This is a genomic window from Cellvibrio sp. KY-YJ-3 (genome assembly GCF_008806955.1).
In the GTDB taxonomy this organism is placed as follows: Bacteria; Pseudomonadota; Gammaproteobacteria; order Pseudomonadales; family Cellvibrionaceae; genus Cellvibrio.
On the sequence record NZ_CP031727.1, the window covers coordinates 1,446,982 to 1,459,317 of the forward strand.

At 46.9% G+C, this 12,336-nt stretch carries 7 protein-coding genes; all 7 read left to right on the plus strand.

Features of this window, described 5'->3' with window-relative positions; all coding sequences use genetic code 11:
* Window positions 1-188: 188 nt before the first annotated feature.
* Genes D0B88_RS06050 through D0B88_RS06080 form a run of 7 tightly spaced genes read left to right on the plus strand, consistent with a single transcriptional unit; the run spans window position 189 to window position 12,092 of the window.
* Window positions 189-860 (plus strand): VWA domain-containing protein, encoded by a 672-nt coding sequence (locus D0B88_RS06050; protein WP_151055868.1) that lies wholly within the window; start codon window positions 189-191, stop codon window positions 858-860.
* On the plus strand, window positions 860-1,552 hold the full coding sequence (locus D0B88_RS06055; RefSeq protein WP_151055870.1) for a PP2C family serine/threonine-protein phosphatase: 693 nt from the start codon (window positions 860-862) through the stop codon (window positions 1,550-1,552). Before D0B88_RS06050 ends, D0B88_RS06055 begins: the two co-directional genes overlap by 1 nt.
* 5 nt (window positions 1,553-1,557) lie before the next feature.
* Entirely contained in the window at window positions 1,558-2,955 is a 1,398-nt protein-coding gene (locus tag D0B88_RS06060) for a protein kinase (protein WP_151055872.1), read from the plus strand.
* 6 nt (window positions 2,956-2,961) lie between these two features.
* Window positions 2,962-6,354 (plus strand): DEAD/DEAH box helicase, encoded by a 3,393-nt coding sequence (locus tag D0B88_RS06065; protein WP_151055874.1) that lies wholly within the window; start codon window positions 2,962-2,964, stop codon window positions 6,352-6,354.
* A complete protein-coding gene (locus tag D0B88_RS06070; protein WP_151055876.1) occupies window positions 6,338-7,825 on the plus strand; it encodes a hypothetical protein in 1,488 nt (495 codons plus the stop codon). The genes D0B88_RS06065 and D0B88_RS06070 overlap by 17 nt, the downstream gene beginning before the upstream one ends.
* On the plus strand, window positions 7,825-10,281 hold the full coding sequence (locus D0B88_RS06075; protein ID WP_151055878.1) for an AAA family ATPase: 2,457 nt from the start codon (window positions 7,825-7,827) through the stop codon (window positions 10,279-10,281). Before D0B88_RS06070 ends, D0B88_RS06075 begins: the two co-directional genes overlap by 1 nt.
* Window positions 10,281-12,092: a hypothetical protein gene (locus D0B88_RS06080; RefSeq protein WP_151055880.1), complete on the plus strand. Its 1,812-nt coding sequence runs from the start codon at window positions 10,281-10,283 to the stop codon at window positions 12,090-12,092. The genes D0B88_RS06075 and D0B88_RS06080 overlap by 1 nt, the downstream gene beginning before the upstream one ends.
* Window positions 12,093-12,336 lie beyond the last annotated feature (244 nt).

A 12,336-nucleotide genomic window follows, 5' to 3' on the forward strand; every position in this document is an offset into this window, starting at 1 on the left:
AACCCGATTATCAAGCATCATCTTACGATGCATAATTTTTATTATTAATAGCGTAAAAATTATTATTAATTGGGTTCGGCTGAGACCAGCTGTCGGCTGGTAAGCTATTGTTTTCACTGTCTTTTCATTTTTTGGCGCGAAAATAGCTATAACACAAGCAACTTCGCTAATAGATAAGGAACTAGCCAATGTCAGAACTTAAGAAATTTCAAATCCAAACTGCACGCCCTTTGCCGGTAATAATATTGGCCGATACCAGCGGAAGTATGGCAGCAGATGGCAAAATTGAAGCCCTTAATAAAGGGTTGCAGGACATGATTGCCAGTTTTGCAAATGAGAGTCGCATACGGGCAGAAGTGCAAGTTAGTGTTATTACCTTTGGCGGCAGTTCAGCTGAGCTAAATTTACCTTTAACACCGGCTCACCAAATCCAAAGTTTCACGAATCTCAGCGCGGAAGGCGTGACTCCACTGGGCGGAGCCCTATCTCTGGCAAACCAAATAATTGAAGATAAAGAACTTATCCCTTCTCGGGCTTACAAGCCCGTATTGGTGCTGGTTTCTGATGGATACCCAAATGATGACTGGCAGGTACCTTTTTCCCAATTGATGGCTGGAGAGCGCACGTCGAAAGCCACTCGCTTCGCTATGGCTATTGGTGCTGATGCAGACAAGGCAATGCTAAGTAGTTTTGCTAATGACCCCGAAGCTCCGCTGTTCCAAGCTGAAAATGCACGAGATATCCACCGGTTTTTCCGCGCCGTGACTATGAGTGTTAGCGCGCGCAGCCAGTCAGCCACTCCCAACCAATCAACACCACTACAAATTCCTAGCGCCACTGATCAAGACTGGGAGTTTTAGTGCGCTTGTCAGCCTCAGGCTCTTCCGTAAGAGGGCCTGCCCACCAGCTGAATGATCTACCCAATCAAGATGCGCTCTGCGTTAAAGGCATGCGCAAAGGTTGGTGTATCGCAATCGCAGACGGATTGGGAAGCCGAAAACTAAGCCATATAGGTTCAAAGAAGGCCGTGCAGCTAGCAAGGAATCACACTCGCCTGACAAGTGAAGTGACACATGATTCTGTGGGCATGGCATTGCGTCATGCATGGCTTGCCCATTTTGGTGATCACTACAGTGCATTCGAGACCACGTGCCTTTGGGCTTGGGTTGATAACGAAGGTCGCGGGGTTGCGGGGCAAGTTGGTGATGGCCTATTGCTCGTCAAAAGCCGAGGGGTGTTCAAAGTGATCAGCAATCCACGTGAAAACTTTAGTAATCAAACTGCGACCTTGGCTCAGTCCAATTCGAGCAGTTGGGTAAGTACCGACCTTGTGTTTGTTATGCCCGGAGATGGCGTCTTGCTGATGTCCGACGGCATCTCGGATGATTTGATTCCAGAGCAATTAGAACTCTTCTTTGACGCTATTTATCAGCGCCAGTTACGCCGCAACAAACGCCGCATGCGCCAGTGGTTAACAAGAGAACTCCACAACTGGTCCACGCCACGCCATGGAGATGATAAAACCATTGCTGGCATTTTTAGAACGGATTGATTCACATGGCATCAACAACAGGAACACCACAGAAGCGCGAAGTTTTGGACACCAAGGGTTCGGCATATGAATTAAAGGATGAAATTAGCCGAGGTGGACAAGGCATTGTCTATCACACCCACCTCCCACAGGTGTTGATTAAAGGCTTTGTTAATAAAGACGAGCAAGCACGCCAACGCTGGCGTAAACATATCTCATGGCTTATTCAGCAGGATATGGGAGACCTGAAGCTGGCTAGACCACTTGTAATGCTGGCTGAGCCGAGATGCGGCTATGTCATGGAGTTAATGGATGGCCTAATTTCTTTGCAAAGTCTACTTGATAGTTTTATTGCGGCAGGAGAAGAGGCGGCTGCCGATTATCTGCAGCAGGGAGGCATGCGTCGCCGTGTTCGTATCCTTTGCCAGCTAGCTCGGACTTTGAACCAGCTACATGGACGCGGCATGCTTTACGGTGATTTATCCCCTGCAAACATATTTGTTTCTGATGATCCGTTACACGCGGAAACATGGCTGATCGACTGCGACAACATTAGCTTGGAAGCCCACAGCAGCATGACCTTGTATACGACCGACTATGGCGCACCGGAAGTTGTACGCGGAGATGCGCTGCTTTCCAGTCTCACTGATGTGTGGTCTTTCGCGGTCATCACTTATCAGCTGTTGACTCATAACCATCCATTTAAAGGTGAGTTAGTCAACGATGGTGAGCCGGAATTGGAAGAAGCTGCGCTTCGAGGTCTGCATCCTTGGATTAATGACTCCCAAATCGACACGAATATTTGTTTCAGTAACCTTCCCATCGAATTGACGGAGCATAGCCGTTTGCCTGAATTATTTCGGCGCTGCTTTGAGGATGGTAAAGAGAATGCATATGAGCGACCAGGAATGGCGGAGTGGCTTGAAGCGCTGAGCGAAATTGAAGAGCGTTTTTTCGACTGCGCAAACTGTGGCGGTAACTCACTGTTGCCTGTTGAGCTGAGCACCATTGATGATGCCGTTTGTTTTTTTTGTGGTGAACCCGCTGACCCTAAGCTTGTGCTGTTCGAGGAGTTCATTGTCCTGCCAGAGGAAAACCAATCTGAAACCCCAGGGAATTGGGTCGCGACTGGACGCAAGGTATGGCTGCAACCGGGAGCAAGTCGGGAGCTCAAGCGATTAATGCCGACTTTTAATTACGACCGCTGGCCTGCGGATCATATTCGCATTGATTACACAGATAAGGGGCTGGGCATACACCCCTTAACCAAAGGCAATCTACACCTTCAAAGAGGCAATACAAAAAAGCTGTTAGAGCGTTATCAAGGGCTCAAAGAGGAATTGCGCGGGCAACATGCTGAGCCCTATCAAATCCACGTGGGTGAGTTGGGTGAGTCTCATATTGTTTGGCAATTCAGGTGGTGATGAGAAATGGAATTTAAAGATTTTCCCATGCTGTCTGAAGATGTGCTTGTGCTCTCTGCGGATGAGCGCATTGACGAACTCCAAGCAGGGCAAGCGATACTAATCCAGAGCTATCAAGAAGAATGGTTGGTTGTTCAGGGTAACTCTCGCATCAAGGTCAAATGCGCTCCAGCTGATCATGGGCTATTCAGTAGCCTCGTTTTGCGCGATCAAGTCCGCTGGCTTCTCACCAGTAAACAAAATGGCAAACTTCTAGTGCAGTATTGCGTGCCTGTAGAAATTTCAACCATGCAACTTGAACTAGGAATTGACGAACTTATTGCTGATGATTTGTATGGCAAGCACGAAATTGCGACTGTGAATATCGATCTCGCTTGCCATTGGTTCGCTGAGCAGTTTGTTGTAGAAGGGCATGCCGAAGGTGATTGGCTCACGATTGCTCGTTTTAATAACAGCGATTCCAAGGGAAGCTTTCAACTACTTGGCAAGGGCTGGCGTGCAGATGTGGTTCAAGACCAAGATGGCGTACTGATGGTTAAGCGTGTAACCCGGCATGTACGTCGAGATGGCACTTACTCTTTACTGGTCGGTCATTTCGAATTTAGTGATGCGTCGGTTGCCGCAACACTTAATAGTGCCAGCCAGCAAGCACTGCTGAATGCGGCGCTAAGGGACAGTGCCAGTTACCTTGAATTATGGAATTTGTACAACGACAAGGAATGGCAGAGCGCCTTGAAACAAGCAGAGACATTGCGATCCCTAAAGTTCGTGCAGTTCGCTGGGGCTGAAGATGGTCGTGAGAATATCTGGCGCCTGACGCCAAAGTCCTTAGGCGACTATCGTGAATTTAAAAAGCGCTGGAGTAACCTTGATCTGCCTGCGGACACTCAATTTGATCTAGGAACTGAAGCTCCCGACTGGGCAGAGGAGTTAACTACTGATGAAACAAAAGCACTAACTCGCACACCACGCGGGACAATCCTATTTGAGCAGGATTGCGTTGTGTTTAAGCCTGCCTCAAATCGACGGGATGTTCGGCCAAAACAACCTGACGGTTGGCTTTATCTTTCCTTGGCGGGCCATCGCACAGTAGGTAAGCGCCGCTTAGCGGCAAAGCGCTCAATCGATTCGGGCAAACGACTACCGCAGCTGAAATGGTTATTGGAAGGTGTTGCGGTACCGGCGGCGCGGCGGCGGACAATTCCAGGGCTTACAGCCTATGCGAGAGAAACTTTCAAGGGGGGTAAGCCCACAGAGAAACAAGCTCTGGCCATCGATACGGCACTTAACACTCCAGATTTAGCGATCATCATCGGCCCACCTGGCACCGGTAAAACACAGGTAATTGCTGCACTACAGCGGCGCTTGGCCGAAGAGGCACAAGATCGGAATATTGCTGCGCAGGTTTTAATCAGTAGCTTCCAGCACGATGCAGTAGACAACGCACTAGACCGCAGTGATGTATATGGTTTGCCGGGAGCGCGTGTGGGCGGCAAGCGCGGGGCGAGCGACGAAGATTCGCTAATTGATTCTTGGCTTGATCGTCATGTGAGCCATTTACAGGGAAAAATTTCGGCGGAGTACGCTAAATACCCAGAGCTAGAACATATTAAAAATTTATCCTCCAGGCTTGCTCTCATCCGTGTTACTGGCACGTCTACTGGGCTGCAGGCAGAGGAGTTCAGAAAAGTTCTGTTAGGGCTACGCAGCTTGGAAAGCAGCGGCCTTATTCTTCCCCCTAAACTTGAAAGCGAACTTGAAGATTATATTGATCAGTTGCAACAACGAGCTCCAATTGCGTCAGAGACATCAGTAGATAAGCAAGTCTTAAGGCGGATCCGTGCATTACGAGTAGACCCAGTTACATTTAATGATGATGGCCCGGATCGCGCATGGGACTTGCTCAGTTGGCTGAAACGAAACGGACAGAACAGCAATGCTGAATTGTTAACACTTCTGCAAGAAGCAGCAGACAGTCATCAAATGTCAGAGCCTGCATTACAAAAAATCGCGGATTGGAAAATGCGCCTACTTGATCAGTATTTACCAGATTACCGCCCTGTGGAGCTCAAGTCCCAAACCGACAGTAAAGGGTTGGCGCTACTCGATGAAGTCGATAGGCATCTGGAGGGTAAGCTGCTTCAGCGCAAACAAGGAGTGGCATGGGTGCTTGAACAATTAGCCGGTAGCCTTGAAATGGACCGAACCGCAGCACAAGCGGTTGTAAATGAATACTCCATGGTCGTCGGAGCAACCTGCCAGCAAGCTGCAGGGCAACAGATGGCAAACCTCAAGTCAGTGGCTGGCCTAGATAGTTCTGAAATAGAGTTTGATACGGTAGTGGTCGATGAGGCTGCGCGAGCTAACCCATTGGATTTGTTTGTACCTATGTCTATGGCTCGGCGTCGAGTAGTTCTGGTTGGAGATGACAGGCAGTTACCGCACATGCTTGAGCCTGACATCGAAGGTCAATTGCAAGAAGAGCATCAACTGACAGAGCAGCAACTGGCCGCTTTTCGTTCTAGTCTGTTCGAGCGCTTGCGGATAAAGCTGCAAGACCTTGAAAAACAGGATTCAATTCGACGGGTTGTAATGCTTGATACTCAGTTTCGAATGCATCCTGTTTTAGGAGAGTTTATCAGTAAATACTTCTACGAAGCTGTTGGTCTGGACAAGGTTCGCTCTGGTAGAGAGCCGGAAGATTTTGCATTTGATAAGGTATTTTTAGGCGCTCTTGGTGAGCGTGAAAAACACTACCGCGACAAAGTTTGTCAGTGGATTGATGTGCCCATCTCACAGGGTAAGGACCAGAGTGAAGGGACGAGTCGTGTCCGAGATTCTGAAGCACAGCGCATTGCAGATGAAGTTGTGGGACTCATGTTAGCTGGAGGGGATAGCCTTTCTATCGGTGTCATCACCTTCTATGCAGCCCAGCGCAATTTGATTATGGAAAAGCTAGCGCAAAAACGGATAGACGATTTTCCGTTAATGGAACTGCGTAATGGATCATACGAACCACATGAGCATTTTAAGTGGGCTAGAAAGGTTCGGAGCGATGGCTCTTTTAGCCTTGAGGAGCGACTTCGCGTTGGTTCTGTTGATGCATTTCAAGGCAAAGAATTTGATGTCGTTCTCTTGTCCTGCGTGCGAACCTACCAGCCAGCAAAACAAGCTTTAAATTCTGGACATGATGAGAAGGATCATGAGAAACAATTGAATCGTCAATTTGGCTTCTTACGTTTGCCGAACCGCATGAACGTAGCCATGAGCCGCCAACGTCAAATGTTGATCTGTGTGGGTGATGCTCAATTAGCCATCAATCCAGAAGCAAAAGAAGCGGTGCCCGCGCTCGCAGCCTTCTATGAAATGTGCGGGGGCGATCATGGCAGCGTTCGCTGAAACCAGCACTTTTCTGACGTTTGGCGAGAAGCCGAAGGTACCTTGCCGCCCCGTACTTTGGCCTGTGCAGATGCACCGCGTGTTGTATCCAGATGCCAAGCGTCCTCAGTTAAATCTGTTTCAGCGAGCGGTGTTGGGATTGATTCGTACGCGCACTACTCGCACTGAAACCATAGCTGAACTTACCGGATTACATCCGAGCCTGATAGTGCTCATCATCGCACAAGGCGTGAGTAACGGTTGGCTTGTAGCAAATGCTGATGCGCTAACACCACTTGGTGAGCGCTTGCTAAATGACGAAGAGCTGGATGCTTCCAGTCTGAAATCTGGCTATCTGCTACAGGATGCTGTAACCGGGCAATTCTGGCCGCGCATGGCTACGGAGCTAAAGCAGATTGAGCCGAAGAATCCCCTGGATACATACCCTGAATTCATCGCCGAGCGAAATACCGGAAAATCAATCACACCCTTCTTGATTGTCAGCAGCAGAACTGCGTTGCCTTCTCTCAATCATGAGTCTCTGATGATTGCCTATCGCAATTACCGCGAAGACTATCGTGCAAACCAACAGCTTGGTCAAAGTGACTCGTTACCGAAACAGATTAACCTTCAGGGGGTGCAGTGTCTGGATGACTCACCTCAGTCGGCGCGAGTTCTTGTTTGGGTAACTGCCGATAATGACGGTGTTGATCTATGGTCGGTAAAGGATCCATTTGGGCTGCGCGAAAACGCTTGGTGGCTGAAGGACTCGCTACAACACATCATTGAGGGTGACTCAAATCTGCTGAAACGCCTGGAACCGTTGGTAGCTGTACCACGTTCTGATAATCAAAGTGCTGAAGAATGGCTTACATCATTACGTAAAAAAACAGACCTAGATATCTTAATTGAATTTCCTTGGGCCGAGCGCCAGCCTGACATTAAGCGTTACATAGCGGCGCTTTTGGTTCGTAAAGAGAAATTACACAGCGATAGTAGTGAACATGAATTGGCTGCGGCATTTCTGGAGTGCCAAAAGTTACTCGAAGTCGTCATGCAGTGGCTGATTCGAAAGTATCCAGCCGACATTGGGCATCTACCCAAGCTGCCAGTACATGACCGCGCGCTAAACCAGGAAATTCTCTCTGCTCTACAAATCCCTGCTTTTAATGAGCGCGTCGTCGAATCTCTATCTAGACAAAAAATCAATCAGGTGATTCAAACATGTAGAAAACCAACCGATTCGCTCAAAGCCCTACTTTTTGCTGCAGCTATAGGATCTCTAGGCGCATCGCAGCACCCCTTTAAAATTCTTACCGATCAAGAATTACAGTTGGAAAGACTGTTGGATCTGGCAGATCTACGCAATCAAAGTAGCCATGGTCAAAGTAGTTTCATTGGCAAATCAGCAACTCAAATCACTAAACAAATGGCATTGGATAATATCCAGTACACATTGGAATTTACCGAACGTTTTCAGGAATGGATGTAATGGCAAAGAAAAGCGCAAATAAAAATGGGACGCAACATTCTCAATCGGGAACATTCCCCAGCTCAGGCTCTCAACGAACCTCACCAGAAAAACTGGTACCTGTTTGGAGTGCATCATTTGAAAATGCATCCAAGATTTACCAGTCGTTCGATATGACATTGGATATTAAGGTTAATCAGGAATGGTTGAATGTAGTTCTTCAGCGCTTTCAAGCTGAAGAGGCGGCTGAAGTAGAAAGTTGGATAGAACGCTTCGCTGAGGTGTGTAAAGAGCTCGGAAAATTCAGAGAAAAATTACAGGAAGAGTATTCCGAGCGCTGGGATGCAGCAAATAGGCTCGGTAAGGAAAATGAAGCAAAAGAAAAAGAAATCGCCGCAAAGTTTGCTGAGTATGAGGCTGCGCGTAGTAACTTAGAAAGCGGAAAGGCTGATTTGACACAAGAGGAACAGCGTCTTTCTCAGAAAAATTCAGAGCTACTAGAGCGTGAGCGAGCACTCAAGTTACGCGAGATAAATGCTGACGCGGGTTTTGCAATTCAGAATCAGCTAGCCTTGAGTCAGCTTGAAGAGCATCAACGTCAACTACTTAAACAACATGAAATCCTTCTTGCACAGCTCCAGGAAGAAAAACACAATCTTAGTGACGAGCTTAGGCAGGCAGCAAAACGTTTAGCTGAGATCAAGTACAACTGTACAGAGGAGGAAGCAGAGCGAATTAAGCAGCTGGAGCAACGCGAAGATGAAATCAATCAAGATAAAATAGAACTTGATCGAGCGCGCTCCAGATTGGACCGCGAGTGGAGCGATTTTAAAAGGACAGAAGATGACTTTGATAAACGAATAAGTTTTGAAATAGGCCGTGAACGTGAGAGCCATATTCAAGAACTGGCAAAAATAGAGCGTCAGCGAGACGATGCTTGGAGAAAGGTGGAAGAGTTAAAAGAGGAACTAGCGGATACTCAAGAACTCAAGCAAGTATTCGGTGAGCGGTCGGCTTCAGACATTATCCAAGAGCTCGAAAGCTTGCGGAGCGAAAACAGAACACATCAGCGCACTCTAGATCAATCGGATACTGCAAGGTTGCAGCAAGAAAATGAATACTTGCTAAAAAGTAAAGCTGATCTTGAGCGTGATATTTCAGTGTTACTACCGGAGCTAGATGAAGCTCGCCGTGAACTAAGCATCAAGCGAGTCGCAGCGACTGAACTAGAATGTGTGGCAAGAGAGAAGCGTGTTCTAGAACAACATAAAAACACGCTAGCTGTCCACATTGACGACTTAGAAAGTCGCATTGATCAATTAACAAATAGCCAAAAGACGCAGACGCCTTTTCCTGCTATGTCGCTTATGGACTCGGAGAAAGAATTTCGTACAAGTATTGAACTCGAAGATGTTCCGGATCTCGTGCAATTTAGTAGCGAACTACAGAACCGTATTGCTCGCGCAGAAAAACATGTTGAACTGTTCTATTCCCTTAAAGATATCCGCATATTGCTTGGCGGCTTGGCAATGAGCCAGCTACATGTATTCCAAGGCATCAGCGGTACTGGAAAAACTAGTTTAGCCAAAGCCTTCGCTAAAGCCATGGGTGGATTTTGTACTGACATTTCCGTTCAAGCGGGCTGGCGCGATAGGGACGATTTGCTGGGCCACTACAACGCATTTGAGCGGCGGTTTTATGAAAAAGATTGCTTGCAAGCTCTCTATAAAGCTCAGACTTCTCGCTGGCAAGATACATGCAACATCATCTTGCTAGATGAAATGAATTTGTCACGTCCTGAACAGTATTTTGCAGAGTTCCTTTCGGCTCTTGAGAAAAATAACAAAGATGAGCGATTGATAAGCCTTTCAGAAACTACGCTACCTAATGCTCCCTCCATGTTTAAGGATGGGCGCAAAATTTTGGTGCCGGAAAATATATGGTTTATTGGCACTGCAAACCATGACGAAACAACTAATGAGTTAGCCGATAAAACCTACGACCGTGCGCACGTGATGACACTACCCAAACAAGATGAACGCTTCCAGACAACCAGCAGCGATCCGAAGAGTTACTCTTATCTCTCTTTGCGCAAAGCGTTCGATCAAGCTCGCAGCACACATAAAACTGAGGTTCAAGAGTTGCTTGATAAGTTGTCAAAAGATGCATTTACCGAGCAGCTTGGCACACAGTTCTCGCTCGGTTGGGGTAACCGCTTCGAAAAACAAGCACTCGATTTTATCCCTGTAATGCTAGCGGCAGGCGCCACTAATGGAGAGGCGCTTGATCACCTGCTAAGTACTCGAATCATGCGCTCTGGCAAAGTTACCGGAAGATATAACGTGGCAGTTGATGCAGTTAGAACGCTGAAAGACACACTCGAAAATTACTGGGTAACTTGTAACTTAAAAGGCGACCCTGTTAATTCTCTTGCATTACTGAATGGGGACATTCAACGCCTTGAGGGGCTTCGCTAATGTGGCTTGATAGATTGACTGGAGAAAATGTCAGTGCCTTGCCATCGCTTGTTGAATCTGGACGCTATTACTTAGGTGACAGTTCGCTACTTTTTAACGGCCACACTCCGAACTTTTCTGGTGTCTTAGTGAATGATGGTAGCGAGCGTTGTCAATTAAATAATGAGCGCCGTTTGTTTGAAATAGCTCTGCAAGCCCAGACTAACAAGATGCAGCTGATATTCAATGCAATAGCTACGTTAGATGCAGAGCTACAACAATGTACCGAATTGATTTCACCGTTGATGCCAGCAACGATGATTGATGAGGAGAGCCGTCTCTCACTGTTTGAGGAGCGGCTTCTCGTTGTGGTTCGCACGGGGCATTTGCATCAAATCTCACTACATCCTCGTATGGATCTGCATTATCAAGATGAAGTCACAGACGTTGCGCGCGCTCGGCGCCTAGCAAAAGGCGCTTTGGTTCATTTGGCGTCGCATTCTGAACACTGGCAAAGACAAACGCTCAGTGGAGTAATTCCCAAAAAGATTTTGGCCAAACACAGTACAGATGATTATGGTATATATGAAAATCGTGTCTATGTACATTTGATTGATCAAATAGAGCGCCATTTGCGAGGTCGCATCGAGACGCTGAATAGCCTTCGTTGCACCCTGAGTGATGCATTGAATTTCTATCAAACAAATGACATCCATCATCAACTAGCTGCAGCGGTCTGCCAGCTCTGGGGCATGGCCTTAGACCAAGCTAATACCAGTAAAGCGTCAGACTTGATGCGTGAGACACTGGAAACACTTCAGTATCTCCATAAAGTAATTTCCGGACTACAGCAAAGTGGATTGTATTTGTTAGTCGAACGAAATGCGCGAGTGGCCAGCACATTACACATGACAAATATTCTTAGTCATGACGAGCATTACCGGCATTTGAGCATCCTATGGGAGCTGTTAAGCAGCGAGCGTAGTGATCATAAGTCCTCCCCTGAAGAGCGGTTTAAATATAATCAATACATGGCGCAGGCCTACTCTCGCTACGCGGGATTAATACTTCGACACGCACTACTTCCATACATGGATGGGCAAAATGAAGGTGTATGGGCCGGCAGAAATTTAAAGTTACGATGTCGTGGACTGGACTGGGAGCTTGTAAGCATTACTATTAACGGAGAATCGGTTGAGGAGATCCTGCTTACTGTAGTTCCTTTGCTGAGTAATCTAGTATCGGCTAATTATTTAGGGCAATGCTCTGATAATAGAATAATTGCTTACCCTGCAATTAACGATAGGAACATTCAAGATGAATCTCAAGAGTATTGGATGGTACTGTCACCCTCCGACATGTATTGTGTGGAGCGTTTTGGGTTATTGATTGACCGTGTGCTACATCTCAAAGTGCTTCAATCTTATGGGCTGCCGTTGACTAAAATTCCGAATAAGGCGGGGGACAAAGTGCAAGTTTCATCCGCTTTGCATTTAGATCAACACAAGCATGAGTTGGTAGTGCGAGAGGCTCTGGCTGAACCAATCCTTTGTGAGTTGAAAGAGGTTTTATGCTCAAATAATGCAACGCAACAAGCAGATAATTTAGTGTTGCGAAATCAGGAAATTCTTGCGCTCCAGAAATGCCCCTTATGTAAAACGAGTGGGCGTCTTATCTCTCAAGATCCCGCTGGATTTAAGGTGAGGTGTGAGGCTTGTAAGGTTGAACGTTACTTGCAACGTCAAAAAGATAAATGGGTATTTGATCAGAAAATTTCTGGGCAAACTGGATTTCAAAAGTTTGGCCGTAGAACAATGTCTTTGTATTTTTAAATTCAATGTTCACAATCGCCGCATACGCACTTTGAACCACCCATGAGGCTTCAAATTTTATTTGAAATACGGGGGGAATGGGTGTTGCGACCGAAATAAACTGAACTCTTTTCTAATACTTTTGGGGGGGAATATTACGGCAATTGGTGAGCGTGCTCGCTACAAGATCAATTTTGTGTCTCAGCTTCTTTAATCGACTGAATGATCACTTCAATCCCTTCGTGAGGATCTGCTCCTATCGCGT

Bases quoted from the DNA above. Each gene is read 5' to 3' on its own strand.
- D0B88_RS06050 (WP_151055868.1), top strand. From the start codon at position 189: ATGTCAGAACTTAAGAAATTTCAAATCCAAACTGCACGCCCTTTGCCG.
- D0B88_RS06060 (WP_151055872.1), top strand. From the start codon at position 1,558: ATGGCATCAACAACAGGAACACCACAGAAGCGCGAAGTTTTGGACACC.
- D0B88_RS06065 (WP_151055874.1), top strand. From the start codon at position 2,962: ATGGAATTTAAAGATTTTCCCATGCTGTCTGAAGATGTGCTTGTGCTC.
- D0B88_RS06070 (WP_151055876.1), top strand. From the start codon at position 6,338: ATGGCAGCGTTCGCTGAAACCAGCACTTTTCTGACGTTTGGCGAGAAG.
- D0B88_RS06075 (WP_151055878.1), top strand. From the start codon at position 7,825: ATGGCAAAGAAAAGCGCAAATAAAAATGGGACGCAACATTCTCAATCG.
- D0B88_RS06080 (WP_151055880.1), top strand. From the start codon at position 10,281: ATGTGGCTTGATAGATTGACTGGAGAAAATGTCAGTGCCTTGCCATCG.